The sequence below is a fragment of the Planococcus dechangensis genome, assembly GCF_042654465.1.
In the GTDB taxonomy this organism is placed as follows: Bacteria; Bacillota; Bacilli; order Bacillales_A; family Planococcaceae; genus Planococcus; species Planococcus dechangensis.
This window is the reverse complement of sequence record NZ_JBHSGL010000007.1, coordinates 1-17,928: the sequence shown is the minus strand read 5'-3', so window position 1 is coordinate 17,928 and position 17,928 is coordinate 1. Positions and strand designations below refer to the sequence as shown.

17 protein-coding genes and 1 rRNA gene are annotated in these 17,928 nt (G+C 48.1%); 1 reads left to right on the top strand and 17 read right to left on the bottom strand.

Going from position 1 to position 17,928, the window contains the following annotated elements; translation table 11 throughout:
• Positions 1–84 precede the first annotated feature (84 nt).
• The 5 genes from rsmA to metG form a co-directional block, all read right to left on the bottom strand.
• On the bottom strand, positions 85–978 hold the full coding sequence (gene rsmA, locus ACFO5U_RS13230) for a 16S rRNA (adenine(1518)-N(6)/adenine(1519)-N(6))-dimethyltransferase RsmA (RefSeq protein ID WP_377279584.1): 894 nt from the start codon (positions 976–978) through the stop codon (positions 85–87).
• On the bottom strand, positions 975–1,538 hold the full coding sequence (gene rnmV, locus ACFO5U_RS13225) for a ribonuclease M5 (RefSeq protein WP_377279613.1): 564 nt from the start codon (positions 1,536–1,538) through the stop codon (positions 975–977). The genes rsmA and rnmV overlap by 4 nt, the downstream gene beginning before the upstream one ends.
• A gap of 118 nt (positions 1,539–1,656) precedes the next feature.
• Positions 1,657–3,048 carry a ubiquitin-like domain-containing protein gene (locus tag ACFO5U_RS13220; RefSeq protein ID WP_377279583.1) on the bottom strand — a complete coding sequence of 464 codons (1,392 nt, stop codon included), beginning with the start codon at positions 3,046–3,048 and terminating at the stop codon, positions 1,657–1,659.
• 76 nt (positions 3,049–3,124) lie between these two features.
• Positions 3,125–3,892, bottom strand: a complete 768-nt coding sequence (locus ACFO5U_RS13215; RefSeq protein WP_377279582.1) for a TatD family hydrolase — start codon at positions 3,890–3,892, stop codon at positions 3,125–3,127.
• 193 nt (positions 3,893–4,085) lie between these two features.
• Positions 4,086–6,086, bottom strand: a complete 2,001-nt coding sequence (gene metG / locus ACFO5U_RS13210; RefSeq protein WP_377279581.1) for a methionine--tRNA ligase — start codon at positions 6,084–6,086, stop codon at positions 4,086–4,088.
• 276 nt (positions 6,087–6,362) lie between these two features.
• Between metG and ACFO5U_RS13205 the strand changes: the two genes are divergently transcribed.
• Positions 6,363–6,641 (top strand): AbrB/MazE/SpoVT family DNA-binding domain-containing protein, encoded by a 279-nt coding sequence (locus ACFO5U_RS13205; protein WP_377279580.1) that lies wholly within the window; start codon positions 6,363–6,365, stop codon positions 6,639–6,641.
• Positions 6,642–6,694: 53 nt separating this feature from the next.
• On the opposite strand, the gene rsmI is transcribed toward ACFO5U_RS13205, so the two are convergent.
• The 12 genes from rsmI to rrf all read right to left on the bottom strand — a co-directional run bounded on the left by rsmI (position 6,695) and on the right by rrf (position 17,810).
• Positions 6,695–7,567 carry a 16S rRNA (cytidine(1402)-2'-O)-methyltransferase gene (rsmI, locus tag ACFO5U_RS13200; RefSeq protein WP_377279579.1) on the bottom strand — a complete coding sequence of 291 codons (873 nt, stop codon included), beginning with the start codon at positions 7,565–7,567 and terminating at the stop codon, positions 6,695–6,697.
• Entirely contained in the window at positions 7,564–7,836 is a 273-nt protein-coding gene (locus ACFO5U_RS13195) for a GIY-YIG nuclease family protein (protein WP_377279578.1), read from the bottom strand. Before ACFO5U_RS13195 ends, rsmI begins: the two co-directional genes overlap by 4 nt.
• Positions 7,820–8,560, bottom strand: coding sequence for a tRNA1(Val) (adenine(37)-N6)-methyltransferase (locus tag ACFO5U_RS13190; RefSeq protein WP_377279577.1), 741 nt, complete (start codon positions 8,558–8,560; stop codon positions 7,820–7,822). Before ACFO5U_RS13190 ends, ACFO5U_RS13195 begins: the two co-directional genes overlap by 17 nt.
• A 349-nt stretch (positions 8,561–8,909) precedes the next feature.
• Positions 8,910–9,269, bottom strand: coding sequence for a DNA replication initiation control protein YabA (gene yabA, locus ACFO5U_RS13185; RefSeq protein WP_215108720.1), 360 nt, complete (start codon positions 9,267–9,269; stop codon positions 8,910–8,912).
• A gap of 10 nt (positions 9,270–9,279) precedes the next feature.
• A complete protein-coding gene (locus ACFO5U_RS13180; protein WP_215108718.1) occupies positions 9,280–10,092 on the bottom strand; it encodes a PSP1 domain-containing protein in 813 nt (270 codons plus the stop codon).
• A gap of 4 nt (positions 10,093–10,096) precedes the next feature.
• A complete protein-coding gene (holB, locus tag ACFO5U_RS13175) occupies positions 10,097–11,089 on the bottom strand; it encodes a DNA polymerase III subunit delta' (RefSeq protein ID WP_377279576.1) in 993 nt (330 codons plus the stop codon).
• 97 nt (positions 11,090–11,186) lie between these two features.
• Complete coding sequence (locus tag ACFO5U_RS13170; protein ID WP_058382245.1) at positions 11,187–11,516, bottom strand: cyclic-di-AMP receptor; 330 nt, start codon at positions 11,514–11,516, stop codon at positions 11,187–11,189.
• 175 nt (positions 11,517–11,691) lie between these two features.
• The gene (tmk, locus tag ACFO5U_RS13165) at positions 11,692–12,324 is read right to left on the bottom strand and encodes a dTMP kinase (protein ID WP_377279575.1); all 633 of its coding nucleotides are present in this window, start codon (positions 12,322–12,324) and stop codon (positions 11,692–11,694) included.
• Positions 12,325–12,410: 86 nt separating this feature from the next.
• Positions 12,411–14,528: an RNA degradosome polyphosphate kinase gene (locus tag ACFO5U_RS13160; RefSeq protein ID WP_377279574.1), complete on the bottom strand. Its 2,118-nt coding sequence runs from the start codon at positions 14,526–14,528 to the stop codon at positions 12,411–12,413.
• A gap of 21 nt (positions 14,529–14,549) precedes the next feature.
• On the bottom strand, positions 14,550–16,076 hold the full coding sequence (gene ppx, locus ACFO5U_RS13155; RefSeq protein ID WP_377279573.1) for an exopolyphosphatase: 1,527 nt from the start codon (positions 16,074–16,076) through the stop codon (positions 14,550–14,552).
• A gap of 63 nt (positions 16,077–16,139) precedes the next feature.
• Positions 16,140–17,537 carry an aminotransferase class I/II-fold pyridoxal phosphate-dependent enzyme gene (locus ACFO5U_RS13150; RefSeq protein WP_377279572.1) on the bottom strand — a complete coding sequence of 466 codons (1,398 nt, stop codon included), beginning with the start codon at positions 17,535–17,537 and terminating at the stop codon, positions 16,140–16,142.
• Between the two features lie 157 nt (positions 17,538–17,694).
• Positions 17,695–17,810, bottom strand: a 5S ribosomal RNA gene (gene rrf / locus ACFO5U_RS13145).
• Between the last annotated feature and the right edge of the window lie 118 nt (positions 17,811–17,928).

Sequence of the window (17,928 nt, the reverse complement as noted above, 5' to 3'; positions counted from 1 at the left end):
TTAAATTTTAACAGCGCTTCACAACAATTGCAACATTTTTTTATTCGAAATATTCTACTTCCGAATCAAACTGTGCCAAAACTGTTACAGTTTTGGTTCGCGTTTGAAATGAGGATATAATTTATCAGCCAACAAGCCGAATTCCTTGATACTGAGCGTTTCGCCGCGCCGCGCTGGGTCGATGCCAGCTTGTTCCAACGCTTCGAGAATGAGCTCTTTTTTGGCTTTTCCATCCGGCAATGCGCTTTGCAGATTGTTCAAAATGGTTTTGCGCCGCTGGACAAACGAACCGCGTGTCACGGTGAAGAAAAAGTCTTCGTCGATGACGTTGACGATCGGTTCTGTCCGCTTGATCATGCGGATGACTGCAGAATCGACGTTCGGCTGCGGCATGAACACAGCTTTCGGCACCGTCATGGCGAACTCGGCTTGAGTATAATACTGTATAGCAATCGACAAAGAACCGTATGCTTTTGTTCCAGGTTTGGCCGTGATACGCTCAGCCACTTCTTTTTGCAGCATGACGACCAAACCGCGAATCGGCAGCTTTTCGAGCAATAATTTCAAAATGATTGGCGTCGTTACATAGTATGGTAAGTTGGCGACGACCATAATATCGTCGAAACCCGCCAATTCTTCACGGATCGCACGTTCAACATCCGCTTTTAAAATATCGGAATGAATCACTTTGACGTTGTCATAAGGTGACAAGGTATCTTCAAGCACCGGCAGGAGCCGCTGGTCGATTTCAAACGCCAATACTTTGCCCGCGTCACGCGCCAAATGCTCGGTCAATGCCCCGATGCCAGGGCCGATTTCAATAGCTGCTGATTGTTTCGTCAAACCTGCCTGGGAAACGATTTTACGCAAAATGTTCGGGTCGATTAAAAAGTTTTGGCCTAGGCTTTTCTTGAAGGTCAAGCCATGTCTTGCCATGATTTCTTGTGTACGAATCGGTGTTGCTATATCTTTGGTCATATTCTTCTGTCCTCCTGGGTTAACGCTTGCACCGCTTGGATAAATTGCTGCTTGGTAATGCCGAACATATGCAAACGCTTGTGTAGCTGCTTACCGTTCGTATAGCCGATATTGAGCGTTTCACCGAGTACGGTTCTGCGGGCTTTCGCGGATGGGTGAGCGATCAGCTTGGCGTCGATCAAGTCCTCTAATGTGATCTCCACCGCTCGTACTTCCGTTAGCGGTGTATAGACGGCCGTTAATGCCGCGCGGATGTCAGCATCGCTGGCATGCTCGATACCGACGCCTTTGCCGTTTTTAGCGATCGTTTTTTCTTTCGGCAAAAAGGCGTGCTTGGCATGCGGCACATGCTCTTCAATAATAGCACGAATTCTCCGGCCCGGATAATCGGGATCGGTAAAGACGATGACGCCGCGCTTTTCTTGTGCATGCAAGATACGGCGCAGTGTGTCTTTTGAAATCGCTGAACCATTCGTCTCGATGGTGTCTGCCCCAACCGCCCGCTTGATGGCGACGGTGTCGTCTTTCCCTTCGACCACGATCACTTCTTTTATATTCATGTTCATCTTCAGTTCCCTCGTTTCTGCGCATACTATCCATCTTACCGCGCTTGCGGCAAACATGTAAAAAGCTTTCCCCAATATGAAGGGAAAGCTTTTTCTTCTATTATAATAACGCTTAGTTTAATACTTTGATTTTTACTTGCTGGCGCCCGAATGCAATCGCATCGGCACGGTTCGCCATGAACAAATCGATTTTATTGCCTTTGATGGCGCCGCCTGTATCGCCAGCGATTGCGTTTCCGTAGCCTTCCACCCAAACTTTAGAACCAAGTGGGATGACGCTCGGGTCTACTGCGATCACTTTCAGTCCAGGATTGGCTTTCAAGTTGATACCAGTCGCTGTGATGCCGGAGCAACCTGTGCAACTAGCCGTATATGCTGTTGCGGATACGTAGAACTCTTTGCCGCCTGTCGGTTCAGAAGGCGCTTCTTTTTTCGCTGGCTGCGGAGCAGCTTGCGTTTTCTCTGGCGCTTTTGCTGCTGCTTGTGCTGGAGCTTTTTCGGCAGGCTTGGAAGCTGTCTTCACAACAGCCTGTTTCGCTGGTGCTGCTGCTGTTTTCGCTTTTTCACTAGTTGCTTGCTTAACAGGCGCTGCTGTTTCTTTTTTCGCCGCACCGCGTGATACGCTCGCTACCACTGTTTTCGTTCCGACAGCAGTGATTTGTTTTTTCGGTTCTTTGACGACTTTTTCTTTCGTCAATTCGCGTTTTACTTCTTTGCCGTTTTCAGTCACAACTTCGTAGGTTTTCTTAACCAATCCGTTCTGTCCTTTTTGAACGAGCTTTTCGCTGCCCTTCAAAAGAGAAGCGTCTTTCTTCGTTTCCACCGCGTATTTCACAGCGTCTTCCACTACATCGGTGACTTTTTTTACGCGCACGACTTCGACTTTCGTGTTTGGCAGAACGAGTTCATCCATGTCCTTTTCCACGCGATCGAGTTTGCCTACCTCTACTTTGTGCTGTTTTAAAAAGTCAGCGACCGTAGTCGAAGTGGACCAGACTTTCTTGTCTTTTCCGCCATCAACAATCGTTACTTCGTATGCTTTTTCAACATCGATGACCGTTGTCTCGTCGACCGTCTCATCAAGTGCCGGGCTTACTTTGTCATGCTTCGTCACTTCTACTTCCGCTTTATCCAAAATAGCCGAAACCGTGTTTTCAGTCGTCCAAGCCGAACGGGCTTCGCCGTCAACTGTGACTGTGTATTGTTCTGCTTCATCCCATTCGATGGCAACGTCTTCTTCAATCGCCGTATCAGTTGAATGGCTCAAAAAGTCATCTTGTCCGACTTCGATCGCTTGCTCTTCAAGAACATCTGCGACGGTTTTAGCGTGCGTGCGGATTTCTTCTGTTTCGCCGTTTGCAGTGATGGTCACCGTGTTTTTCGTTCCTTCAAAGATCGCGAACGCGAGAACTGCTGCAAATAACAAGACCGTCGCAATGCTGACGGCCACCGATTTGCCTGTGAATGTTTTAGTGGAATTTGTGGTATTGGCTTGCTTCGTCAAAAATAACTCCTCCTTGTACAGCTACATGTTTCTGAATCATTTACGTCAATGGCTAGTATTTTCAATTAAGCTGCATTTATGAAAACTTATAAAAGCGCTCTGCGTTTTTCGTTGTTGCCTCTGCCACCGCTTCGACAGGCAGCTCTTTTAAGCGGGCAATCTCTTCTGCTACAAGCGGTACGTAGGACGGTTCGTTGCGTTTGCCGCGGTAAGGATGCGGCGCAAGATACGGCGCATCCGTCTCGATCATCAAATGCTCCAACGGAATCTCAGCCGCCACTTGTTTCGGCTTTTTGGCATTTTTGAACGTCACCGGGCCGCCAAGTGAAATCATGAAATTCATATCGATGCTCTCGCGTGCTGTCTCGACGCTGCCGCCGAAGCAATGCATGACGCCGCCCACTTGCTGTGCATCTTCTTCGCGGAGAATGTTTAGCACATCTTCTGTCGCTTCCCGGTTATGGATGATGATTGGCAAGTTGACGCGTTTGGCGAGCTGTATTTGTTTGCGGAATATGTCTTGTTGAATGTCTTTCGGCGATTTGTCCCAGTAATAATCAAGACCTGTTTCACCGATGCCGACCACTTTCTTGTGGGCAGCCAGTTGTTCGATCCACTCGAGATCTTCGGTCGTGCAATCGACTGCATCAACAGGATGCCAGCCGACGACCGCATAAATGAAATCGTAGCGTTCGGCCAAATCAATGGCACGGGTGATCGTTTTCCGGTCAAAACCGATGACGACCATTTTCTCCACCTTGCTTTTTAATGCGCGATCGATGACGTCTTGCAAATCCTCGTCGTATTGATCGGCGTTTAAATGAACATGGGTATCGATATACATCTTCATCAGTCTCCTTCACATAGATTCCATTGTAAGGGTTGCTGTCATTTCTTTCTTCACAGCAATATTACATTTGGATTACAAAACATGATGATTCAAAGACATTTCACTTAGAAAGGCACTTTCGCTAGTCTATAAGTCCTTGAATGCAAAAAAACAGCCTACTCGACTGAGTAGGCTGTCACGTGAACATTTACTTAACTTTCGTGCCGTTCGGTAATTTCTGGTCCACAGAGGCGATGGTCAAGTAACCATCCTGCTGTCCGGCAAGAATCATCCCTTGTGACAATTCGCCGCGCAATTTCACCGGCTTCAAGTTGGCGACGATGATGACTTTTCGCCCGATGAGTTCTTCCGGCTTATAATGTTCTGCAATGCCGGAGACGACTTGGCGCTCTTCATAGCCCATATCGACTTGAAGCTTCAACAGTTTATCCGTTTTCTTTACCGGCTCACACGCCGTCACCGTTGCCACGCGCAAGTCCACTTGCATGAATTGGTCGATGGTGATTTCCGGGACGTCCGGCTTTTCCGGGACGCTTGGTGCTTGAACTTCCGCTTCGGGAGCGACGGGGCCACGCATTTGTTCGCGGATATACGCCACTTCCGGCTCGACTTCAAGGCGCGGGAAAATCGGTGTGCCTTTTGCTGCGACCGACGTACCGGCAGGAATCGCACCGAATGATTCAAGTGTGTGCCATTCCAAAAACTCAGGGGTTAAACCGAGCTGTTCAATGATTTGTTTCGGTGCATTCGGCAAGAACGGCTGCAGCATAACGGCTGTCATGCGCAAGCTCTCGGCTAGATGTGCCATGACCGAAGCAAGTTGCGTCCGGTCGCTTTCATCTTTTGCCAACACCCATGGCTGCGTTTCGTCGATGTATTTGTTTGTGCGGGAAATCAATGCCCATACTTCGCTCAACACAAGACTGAACTGCATCTTTTCCATATGCTCTTCGTAAACGGCGACGGTTTTTTTCGCGATCGTCTGCAAAGTTTCATCGAAATCGGTCTTGAAGCCGTCGACTTGCGGCACTGCGCCATCAAAGTATTTATTGATCATCGAGACGGTGCGGTTCAATAAATTCCCGAGGTCGTTCGCCAAATCATAGTTCGTCCGTTCGACAAAGGATTCCGGCGAGAACACGCCGTCTGAACCGAATGGCAGCTCGCGCAATAGGAAATAACGCGCTGCATCCAGCCCGTAACGCTCCACGAGCATTTCTGGATAGACGACATTGCCTTTCGATTTGGACATCTTGCCATCCTTCATCATGATGAAACCATGTGCGAATACTTTTTTCGGCAATGGCAGATCCAGTGCCATGAGGAAGATTGGCCAATAGATAGTATGGAAGCGCACGATGTCTTTGCCGACAACATGCACATCCGCCGGCCAATATTTATTGAAATCGGACTCGTCATCCGAACCGTATCCGAGTGAAGTGATATAGTTCGACAAAGCATCGACCCATACATAGATGACATGCTTCGGATCTCCAGGAACCGGAATGCCCCAGTCGAAGGACGTGCGGGACACGGACAAGTCCTCGAGGCCCGGCTTGATAAAGTTATTGACCATTTCATTTTTGCGCGATTCCGGCTCGATAAATTCGACATGCTTGTCGTAATAATCAAGCAGGCGGTCCGCATATTTTTTCATATTGAAGAAATACGATTCTTCCTTCACTTTATGGACTGGGCGTCCGCAATCCGGGCAATTGCCGTCTTCAAGCTGAGCTTCTGTATAAAACGACTCGCACGGCGTGCAATACCAGCCCTCGTACTCGCCTTTGTAAATATCTCCATTGTCGAGGAATGTCTGGAAAATCTTTTCGACGCCCTGTTTATGGCGGACTTCCGTTGTGCGGATAAAGTCATCATAGCTGATGTCCATGACTTCCCAGACTTTTTTCGCTGCTTCTGCCATGTCGTCTACATAAGCTTGTGGTTCTTGGCTGGCCTCGCGGGCTTTTTCTTCAATCTTTTGGCCGTGTTCATCCATGCCCGTCAAAAAACGGACATCGAAGCCGCGCAGGCGTTTGTAGCGCGCCATCGCATCGGAAGCGACGGTCGTGTAAGCTGTCCCAATATGGAATTTTCCGCTCGGGTAATAAATCGGCGTAGTCAGGTAAAATGTCTTGTTGTTGGCAGTCACGAAAAATTCCTCCAGTTCATTTTGTATATACTTCATTTTAACGAAGTCGTGAATTTTGTACAATATTTCCTTCCGGAGATCCGCTCCACCGAACAAGAGTTGGGGAATACTCCCAAAAATAGAAGCACCGGAAATTAGATGGCAAAAAAACAACGAAAAAATGGATATTTTCCTCGAAAACCCAAAATTTATTATGAAATCCATAGTTTTTTATTGACCTAATTGACATTACTTGGTATGATTTATGACAAGAAGTGGTAAATGTCGAATTTTGACGAATTCTACCGCTAACATTGAAAGGGGTTAATGATTATGAAATCAACTGGTATTGTGCGTAAAGTAGACGAATTGGGCCGCGTAGTTATTCCGATTGAATTGCGTCGTACGCTTGGAATTGCAGAGAAAGACGCATTGGAGATTTACGTCGACGACGACAAAATTATCTTGAAAAAGTATATGCCTAATATGACATGTGCCGTAACTGGAGAAGTTTCGGATGAAAACATGCAATTGGTTGGCGGGAAATTGATCCTCAGCCCTGAAGGCGCCGAGTTGCTGGTAAAAGAAATCCAAGGCAATTTGAAGAAATAATAAAACCGGAGTGCTTATGCACACCGGCTTTTTTTTGTCTTTTTTGGCTTGCTTTACTCCTGATGGAAGGCTTGGTAAACTTCCCGCTTCGGAATGCCGCGCACGATCGACACTTCTTTGATCGCCTCTTTTGATGACAATTTCTTTTCACTCATCAAACGATTTACGTGCTCTTCGTATGTCAGTTCTTTCCACCATTCATCCACTTCTAGCTCATCTGGCTCCAAATTGCCTTCTACCACTAGGCAAAACTCGCCCCGGATATCGTTCGACTCCGCCCAAGCGACCGCCTCTTCTAGCGTACCGCGCAGAAACTCTTCAAACTTCTTCGTAATTTCCCTCGCCAACACCACCCGCCGCGCTCCGCCAAACACCGACATCAAGCTTTTCAAACTGTCTTTCAAGCGGTGCGGTGCCTCGTAAAATAGCAGCGTTTCTTGTTTTTGGCTCAATGTTACGAGCTCAGTAAGGCGCGCTTTCTTATTGCGCGATAGAAATCCGTAAAACAAGAATGGCTGCGGCGTAATGCCGGATGCAATCAATGCGCTAAGGGCTGCATTTGCACCTGGAATCGGCACGACCGGATACCCGGCTCCCACCGCTTTTTTGACAATGTCTTCCCCAGGATCGGAAATGCACGGCATGCCGGCATCGCTAACCAGCGCCACCGATTTGCCCTCTGCCAAATAACCCAAAATCTTCTCGCCGCCGCTTTCCTGGTTATGCTCATGATAGCTGACCAGGCGCGTCTCAATGGAAAAATAATTGCATAGCTTTCGTGTATTGCGTGTATCTTCCGCCGCAATGACGTCCACTTCTTTTAACAACCGCAACGCACGGACTGTGATGTCTTCTAAATTGCCGATCGGCGTCGCGACCAAATAAAGCGTCGGCTGTTCGCCGCTGAAGCTTTTTTGTGATTTCATGTTCGTTCCGCCTTTCTGTTCCGGATATAGGCGATTTTGTCCGCCTTGCTCAATTGCTTAAAGGCATATTCAGCCCTCATCGCTTCAGGCTTGGTGCCAAACTGCTCAGAATAGAGCAATTCTAGCGGGCCGCGCGAACGCGTATACTTGGCACCTTTCCCGCTTTCATGCTTGGCCAAGCGCTTCAGCAAATCATTCGTATAGCCCGCATAATACGAACCGTCCCCACATTCGAGTACGTAGAAATAATGCTCACTGTTCGCTTCCATACAACAAGCCTCGCACTTCTTCGGTATATTCGCCATCGTTTCCGTAGACCACGAGCGGCGGCAACACCTTCAAGTCGGGCTTGCCATCTTTAATGGCTTCGATCAATAAGGTATTCGCGTCTTTGCCGGCTTTCGGATAAACAAGCCGAATGCGTTTCGGCTCTAAGCGATTGGCTCGCATTGCTGCCATGATATCGATCAAGCGGCCCGCACGATGGACAAACGCCGCTTTGCCGCCTTGCTTCAATAATTGGCTCGCCGAACGAACCGCTTCATCCAAAGTCAAATGCAGCTCATGGCGTGCAATCGCCATATGCTCACTCAAGTTTTTGTCGCTCCGAACATGAGCCTGAAAATATGGCGGGTTGCATGTCACCGCATCGAATTTCTCGTAACCGAGTTGCGTCGGGATGTCTTTCACATCCCCTTCGACAATGTCGATCTGCGAGTCGAGCTCATTAAATTCCACGCTGCGCCGCGCCATTCCCGCCAGCCGCGGCTGCAGTTCGACGCCGATGATTTGTGATTCGGTACGGGCGCTCAAAAACAGTGGAATCGCCCCGTTGCCGGTACACAAATCCACGATTTTTCCGCGCTTTTTCGGCACATTTGCAAAGCGCGCCAACAGCACCGCATCCAAAGAAAATGAAAATACCGACGGACTTTGAATAATGCGCAAATTCTCCGCCAATAAATAATCCAACCGTTCATCATCTGTTAACATCTCGTTCACTCCTGCCATAATAAAAGGCTGCCGCCACACGGAGTGTCGGAAGCCTGTTGGTTTTAATTTATGGGAACGCCTATGACGCTTTATCGGCGCTCCCGCTTTTCTTTATGTCTAGCCTCAACGGCCTGGCTTTCGGGTCATAAGCCGTTCACCCTGTCGAGCCAGAACGGCCGTTTCGGCTTTTCTTGTTATCTAGCTCGAACGCCTAGCTCCTCGGGACATAAGCCCATTTCCCTGTGCGGCAAAAAGCGCCGCTTCGGGAACTTGTCTTATGCCTGTCGGAGGGCGACAGGACGTCGCGCACTTAGCTTAGCTTCCATTCGGCTGCTTCCGCTTTTCTTCATTAATTCTGCTTGTTCAGGAACGATAAACAAAACAGGCAGTCGTCGCCTTTTCGGGAGCTGCCGAAATGGACGTTGCAGACGTGGTAGCCTTCGTGATACAGGCGTGCCAAGTTGTCGTAGCCTTCGCCGATGTCCATGACGGCTTTTTTCAATTTGACCGGATCGACTTTTTCAGGCTCCGGCACTTTTGCGTTCAGTTCATCGAGGCGCGCACGCAAATGGTGATTTTCCAATTGCAGCGCGTGATGTTCTTCCATCGTCCGCGCCACGACCACTTTCAAGTCGCGGAACTGTTCCTGCATCGATTCCAATTGCTGTTCGAAATCCATGACCGTATCCAAAAAATTCTTATCCTTCACTGAAACCACCTCACGCTCTCGTTCCCTGGTTCATAATTTCATCCAATGTATATTCCAGCGTCTGCTCTTGTTCTGACAGGCGGATTTTCAATACCCGTTCGAGCAAGTTCAAACTGACGACGCGGCCATTGCCATCTGGTGTCTCGACGCGTGCGCCAACGTCCGGCATTTCTTTTTTCGCTTGTTCGTATTCGTCGTTCTCGTATTTCAGGCAGCACATCAAGCGGCCGCATAACCCTGAGATTTTCGACGGATTCAATGACAGGTTCTGGTCTTTTGCCATCTTGATCGACACCGGTTCGAAATCACCGAGGAACGTGGAACAGCAAAGCATACGTCCACATGGCCCGATGCCGCCGAGCATTTTCGCCTCATCGCGTACTCCAATTTGGCGCAATTCAATGCGCGTGCGGAAAATCGACGCCAAATCTTTCACCAAATTGCGAAAATCGACGCGGCCTTCAGCTGTGAAATAGAAAATGACTTTATTGCGGTCAAATGTATATTCCACTTCAACAAGCTTCATATCAAGGCGGTGCGATTCAATTTTTTCTGTTCCGACTTCAAAGGCGCGTTCCGCTTCCGAACGGTTTTCTTCCACTTGCAGGCGGTCGCGTTCGGTTGCGACCCTTACCACTTGCTTAAGCGGCAGAACAACATCGTTCTCGCCAACTTCTTTTACAGGCACGACCACTTTTCCATACTCTACGCCGCGCGCTGTTTCCACAATGACATAATCGTCTTTTTCGATCACAGCTTCGCCTGGATCGAAATAATATATTTTACCCGCTTTCTTGAAGCGGACTCCTATTACTTTATACAATTGTTTACCCCTCCTGCAGATTCAGCATTAATTGCTCCATCAACAGTGTCCGGTTCATATTGCGCGGCAATTGCTGTTTGGCTTGTAGCACTGCCTGCAGCTGCCTAGACAATACATCGAACGAACGTTGAAGCGCCATCTGCTTCCAAGTTTCTTCCATGTCCGGATATGTGCGTGCAGTTTCAAGACCCGCTTTCACTGTCGCGATGTCCCGATATGCAAATAATAACATGTCGAGCCCTCTTTCGGCATCTTCTTTCTCTTTGAACAAGGGCAGCCAGTCAGATTGGATCAAAAGTAATGCCTCATGCACATTGCTGCCGACCGTCTCCACCAGCTTCAGCACCAGTTTACGTTCTTCGGCAAACTGCTCTTCTTCACTCATTCGCTTGGCTTCCTGCTCGCTTTGCGTCAGCATGCTGACCGTCGCCGCCATCGAACCCGTCATGCCATCTGCCATCAGACGCTCCATCAGCTTCGGCCGTGACAGCGGCTGGAATGACAGCAGCTGACAGCGCGAACGGATGGTGCTGACGATGGCATTCAAGCGTTCCGTCAACAAAATCGCCGTGACATTCGCTTCCGGTTCTTCCAAAAACTTCAGCAAAGCGTTGGCAGAAGAATTATTCATCCGGTCTGCCTGCTCAATCACGTAGATTTTGCGTCCGCTATTGAGCGCGGTTTTATTCATCGTGTAAATCAACTCGCGGATCTGGTCGATTTTGATGTTCTGGCCGTCCGGTTCTATAAATAAAATATTCGGGTGATTGCCACTGTCATACAGTTTGCAGCTGCGGCATGTTTCACATGGAACATTGTCGTTCGGTGCTTCGCATAATAATAATTTGACAAAGAAATGCGTCAATTCTTTTTTCCCAGACCCCGATGGCCCTTCGAGTAAATAGGCATGGGCCAATCGGTCTTTCGCATAAGCCCCTTGCATCCGTTTGATTACGACGGGTTGCATGGCCTGTAATTCTTCTATCGCTTTGTGCATAATTCCACCTTCAAACTTTGCAAAAAATCCCGTGTTCCAGATGGATCACGGGTAGTGCGGACGAAACAATAGCTGCCGATTGACGAGTGCTGGTTGTTTAAAATTGCTGGAATTGTTCGATCGGCAAGACGAAAATCGTCGCGCCACCCACTTCCACTTCGACCGGATACGGTATATACGAATCCGCATTTCCGCCCATCGGGGAAACCGGCGCCACCATCTGCTCGCGTGCGCGGCAGTTGTCGCGGATCAAATCCATCAATTTCGGGACACGGCTATCATCGACACCGATCAAAAAGGTGGTATTCCCTGAGCGCAAAAACCCTCCCGTGCTGGCAAGTTTGGTAGCCCGAAAATCATTTTTCGTCAACGCATTGGATAAACGGTTACTGTCTTGATCCTGTACTACTGCAACGACGAGTTTCATCAGCACTCACTCCTTTTTTGTTTGCTTCTTGTCTATTAGTATAACACGAACAGAGAACGTCTCGTCATAACTTTCCTATAGCGATGCGAAAAATTCATGACAATATGCACACAAGCAAATTTGTTCCATCGCATAAAAAAACAGCCCTGAACCAGCAGGGCTGCTTGCATTCATCTTATTGTTTTTCAGCCAAAAAGCGCTCTAGTGCATCAATTGCATCTCCGGCTACTTCATCCAGTTCATTTTCTGCGTTGATCAGCTGCATCCGTTCTGTGTAGCGGCCAAGCAATAACAAGTAGCCTTCCCGCACTTTATAATGAAATGCCAGAGACTCTTCGTCCAGTCGATTGAATTCCCGCCCTTGGTCAAGGTCGATACGCGCAAGGCCCGTTTTCGGATTGACATCAAAATACAAAGTCAAATCGGGCATATGGCCTTCAATGGCAAATTCATTGATAGATAGCACATCTTCCATACCAAGCCCTCGTGCATGTCCCTGATACGCAAGGCTGCTATCGACAAAGCGGTCGCACAAGACGATTTTGCCTTGCTGTAACGCCGGCAGAACCCGCTCCACCAAATGCTGTCGCCGCGCCGCTGCATAAAGCAGCGCTTCCGTGCGCGCATCCATTGCCGTATGCGCTCGGTCCAGTATGACTTCGCGAATTTTCTCCGCAATTTCAATGCCGCCCGGCTCGCGCGTGGTCACCACTTCAAACCCATTAGCCGTCAATCGTTCTGCCAACTTCGCAAGTACTGTCGTCTTGCCGGATCCTTCGCCGCCTTCAAGCGTTATAAAATAACTCATATCCTCACCTGTTTTCCTGATCTTTTTACTGAAACTCTTTCCACTATACCGTAAGCAGCAGCTTTTTTACAGGTGTCCAAAGACGCTTATTCCTCGTCTTCCGCCACTTGGTAAGCGCGCTCATACAATTCCATCTGGCTATCGATGACGGCTTGGCCTTCCAGCCGCCGGATATAGCCGTAATTGCCGTCTTCGTCCTGCTCGCGAGCTTTGACATTGTCTCTCAAACCCAAGTCGAGGATGTCCCAGACTTGTGCTTTAATCCGTTTGTCGAGTAACGGAAACAGGATTTCAATGCGGTTGTTCAAGTTTCGCGTCATCATATCCGCAGAAGACAAATAGATTTTCTGTTTGCCGTTTTGATGGAAAGAGTAGACCCGGCTATGTTCGAGCAATCGCCCGACAATGCTGCGTACGCGGATATTGTCGCTTATCCCCGGAATCCCCGGGCGCAAACAACAGATGCCACGGACGATCAGATCGATCTTGACACCGGCACGCGATGCTTCGTAAAGCTTCATGATGATGATTTTATCGGTCAAGGAGTTCATTTTCGCGACGATCCGGCCATTGCCATATTTCTTTTCATAGCGGATTTCCGAATCGATCAAATGGAGGATGTCTTCGCGTATTGAAAACGGCGCAACCGATAAATAATGAAACTCCGGCCGTTCGGTATAGCCGCTCAAATAGTTGAAAAAATTCGTCGCATCGATGCCAATTTCCTTTTGGGACGTAAACAAACTCATATCGGTATAGATCTTTGCCGTCTGATCATTGTAATTGCCGGTCCCGAGATGGACAAAGCGCTCGATGCGTCCTTGCCTTTTCCGGACGACCAGCGTGATTTTGCTATGTGTTTTCAAATGAGTCATGCCGTAAATGACGTGGCAGCCTGCTTTTTCCAATTCCTTTGCCCAGTGCACATTGTTTTCTTCGTCAAAACGCGCCTTCAATTCGACCAGCACCGTTACCTGCTTGCCATTTTCTGCCGCCCTTTTGAGCGCGTTGATGACCGGTGAATCCCCGCTGACACGGTACAATGTCTGCTTGATCGCCAACACATCCGGGTCATCGGCGGCTTCTGAAATAAACTCGACAACCGGCTCAAACGACTCGTAAGGGTGGTGCAAAAAGACATCTTCTTCAGCTACTCTGGCAAAAATCGCTTTGCCGTTTTCCATTCCGGCCGGCAATTGCGAGACCTTTCCTTCATAAATCAGATGCTCCCATAACGGCGCCATCTTTTTATAAAAACTGAAAAACACCGTCAAATCCAAAAACCCGTCAATTTCATAGACATCTTTCGGGTGCACTTCCAGTTCATCCATCAAATAATCCAGGATGCCGGGGTCCAAGCCGTCCTTCTGTACTTCCAGGCGTACCGCCGCCCCCCATTTGCGCTTCCTCAGCTCTTCCTCGATTTCCTTGAGCAGATCGCGTGCACCCTCTTCGTGAATCGTCATATCCGCATTGCGGGTAATGCGGAACGCGGTCGTCGACTTGATTTCATAACCGTGAAACAGCTTGCCGATAAAAAAGCCGATAACGTCTTCCAGCAACAACAACTTGTGCAAACCGCCGTTTTCCGGCAATTGCACAAACCGGTCCAGCATCGCCGGCAATTGGACGATCGCCGTTCGCGTATGCTGTTCGGAATCTGCTTCTTTCGTCTTATCCTCCAACACCACTGCCAAATTGATGCTTTTATTCAACAGCATCGGAAATGGCCGGTAAGCATCGATCGCCATCGGGGTCAGCACCGGAAAAATATGCTCATCGAAATACTTCTCCATCGACTCAAGCTGCGAGTCGCTCAGTTCCCGGACTTTCAGGAAATGGACACTTTCTTTTTGCAGCTTGGGGTACAGTGCTTTACGTAGTGTTTCATACTGCAAGTTGACCAATTGATGGTTTTTCAAGGCGATTTCATGCAATTGCTGCTTCGGCGTCATCCCAGCTTTATTCTCGGGTTTATTAAACCCCACTTTCACCTGGTCTTGCAGCCCTGCTACACGCACCATGAAAAACTCATCCAAGTTCGAACTGAAAATCGCCAGGAACTTGAGCTTTTCGAGCAGCGGATTGCGCGGGTCGAGCGCTTCTTGCAGCACCCGCTCGTTGAATGCCAGCCAGCTGAGCTCACGGTTATTATAATAAGAAGGATTATTCAACTGCATCGCTTCGTCTTTTTTCTTTCCCACGGGAAGACTCCCCCTCAAGTATTATTCATGGAAATCAACGGTAATGGCTTTTTTCAACAATTTCTCCAAATGTTTTTTCTGCTTCTCTACTTGATATTGCTCGGGCTTCCAGTCTTCACGGCACTTGATCGAGAAAACAAGTTGCTCTTTTTGGGATTTCAATTGAATGTCTGCGACAATATCGCGTTTTGTCGCATTCAAGCTATAGGCGAATTTGATGACTGCTCCGAGGATGTTGAATTTGTCCTGTTCCTCTTCCGTAAACCAGTCTTCATAGAGTGCCGCATTGCGTTTGAACAAATTCTTGTTTTTATAGGAGGCAAGCAACGCGACAATAATGCGCTCTTTATGCAACAGGCCGTCGATGGTACGGTTCGCCAATAAATAAAAGGTATGCTGGTTGCTCGATTCAGAATCGATATACGAACCGAGGTTGTACATCGAGCTGCCAAGCCGGACCCATTGGTAATCTCTATCTGTCATGTCGAGAAGCCCTTGTTTTTCCAATTCCCGCGCAATCATCAGCGAACTGTTGGTGACATGGATCGCATGCGTCAAATTGATGTCATAATCGATCGCTAAATCGTAAAAGCTTTCTTCAATGACATTCGGAAACACTGGCATCTCAAAATCTTTCGTCATTTCTTCGTAGAACACACCGTCCCGGAGCCCTTTTCGGCTCAACGCAAACAGCTCAGCATCAATCAAGCCCATGAGGCAATGGAACACTACTACTGCTGGGATGATGATATCAGCACGATCGCGCGACAGCCCTTCTACGCGCTGCAAATCGTCGAACTCCATAGATACCAACCATTTATTTATCTCTTCGACTTCTTCATTTTCCATCGTGTACTCATGGACACCGGAAAGCGGATAATCGGTTTTCTCCTGATGAATCTGTGCCAAGTTCCGCGCACTGCCCCCGATTCCAATCAGCGGCAATTGCGTCCCCTCAATCCAGTCAAGTGTCAGGAAGTGATTTTCGAGAAACTCCCGCAGTGCCTTCAGTTCACTGTTTTTCGGCGTATCTCCCTCGATAAATTGCTTTTTCAATGACAATGCACCGAATGGAAAACTGTGAAAATGGACAAGTTCACGGTCTTTGAATAAGGTCAGTTCCGTACTGCCCCCGCCGATATCCACCGTAATGCCGCTTTTATATGACATCGAATTGACCACTGCCAAATAGCCGTAATGGGCTTCTTCATATTCCGATAAAATGCGCATCGTAAAATCCGTTTCATCAGAAACCCGTTGGATGATGGCTTCTTGATTTCTCGCTTGGCGGACAGCCGCTGTCGCCACGCATTTGATTGCCCGAAGTTGGTGATGGCGTGTGACTTCCTGGAAACTTGTTAACGTATTGATCAATACACCGATTCCTTCCTCGGATAGCGTATTATCATCCGTTAAATAATTGCGCAGACGGGCCACTGCCTTGACGTTTTCACTTTCTGAAAAGCGCCCGCTTTTGTCGCGCGTATAAATGACCAAACGGATGGTGTTTGAGCCAATATCAATGATTGCGTATTTTTCTTGTTCCATATGAATACCCCCACACTCTCTCGCTTTTGCTATATGCTATTGTATACCACCGGGACGTTTATTCTACTCTCTGCGGGTCACCATGACCATCTTTTGCGCTAACAGGTGCTCACCCTGAATCTCGGCTCCCGATGCCAGATAACCCTCCAATGCCTCCACCATATCAAGAGACCATTTCTCCCCTGCAATGACAAGCGGTATACCGGGTGGATAAGGAGTGACCATCGCAGCTGAAATTCGCCCAGCCGCTTGTGTATAAGGCACCCATTCTCGTGGCGCCGCTGCTACTTCATGAAACAGCAACTCTGGGACAGTGACCGGATTAGAACGGGTCTGAAAGTTCATTTTTATATGGTCTTGACGACGTACATTGTTTACCGCTTCTTCAATGTTGCTGCAGATTTCAGCATATGGATATGCATGTTCCCGCTTGATCAGCGGCAAAATCAACAGCACTTGAAACGGATCTGCCAGCTCTGCATAGATCCCCATCTTTTCCAACGCCTCTTTCAATTGAAAACCGCCATGCTCTTTCACTCTCAGCAATAACTTCAGCGGATCATCAGATTCAACCACTTCCAGCAAAGAAATATTTTTTAAACTGGAGACAAAGTGACGGCGTTTTTCAAGAAATGCGTGTTTATCAGTCTCGGAATAGTTTTGAACATAGGATCGTGCATCATCAAGAGAAGCCATAATTGGATACGAAGGGCTGCTCGATTGAAAAATACGTAAATACTTTCTGATTGCCTGTTTATCCAACAACTTTCCTTGTACATGAAGGTACGAGCCCATCGTCATCGCCGGCAACGTTTTATGAGCAGACTGGACAACAGCATCGGCACCCAATGCCAAAGCACTTAAAGGAAACGGCGCACCCGCTATAAAGTGGGCACCATGTGCTTCATCGACCAACACTGCTATATTTTGTTGATGGCAAAGTTCAATAATTGCTTTCAGATCCGTGGATCCCATTCCGTAATAATTCGGATACGTCAACACAACTGCCTTTACATCTGGATAATCCTTTAAAGCCGAAGCTACTGAAGAAACCGAAACCGCTGCAGCACTTTTAGAGGTTTCGTCCCATTCGGGTGCTACATAGACAGGATTTACTTGCGCAAGTTCCAGCGCATGAAAAACAGATTGATGGGAATTGCGTTGTACAATAACCCGGTCGCCGCCTTTACAAGCAGCGTGGATCATCGCCAAATTACCTGCTGTCGAGCCGTTGACAAGAAAATAACTTTTATCGGCGCCGTATGCATGTGCAAGTAAATTTTCGGCTTCCTTAATCGCAGCTTTCGGAGCGTGCAAATCATCAAGCCCTTCCAACTCAGTCATGTCATATAAAAGAGCAGACTTCATTTCTTGCGGCAGTTCGGACAACAAGCCGCTTTTATGGCCGGGGACATGAAACGAAGTCGGGCAGTTTTTTTGGAATTTCACTAATGCATCCACAATCGGACGTCTTTGCGTCATAGCTCCTACATCCTCACATTTTTATTCATAATTCATTATACCGAATGCAACGGACTTTCGAAAAGGCGTCCTGCATGTTTACAAAAACAACACAAAAAAGCCGCTACCGATAAACGGTAACGACTTTTCTTTGTGTGCCCAGCGACGTCCTACTCTCACAGGGGGAGACCCCCAACTACCATCGGCGCAAAAGAGCTTAACTTCCGTGTTCGGGATGGGAACGGGTGTGGCCTCTTTGCCATCGTCACTGGACCTATTGAGCTTATTCGCTCAAAACCGGATAAATCGACATTGTGAAACGCAATCAAACTATGGTTAAGTCCTCGATCGATTAGTATTCGTCAGCTGCACGTGTCGCCACGCTTCCACC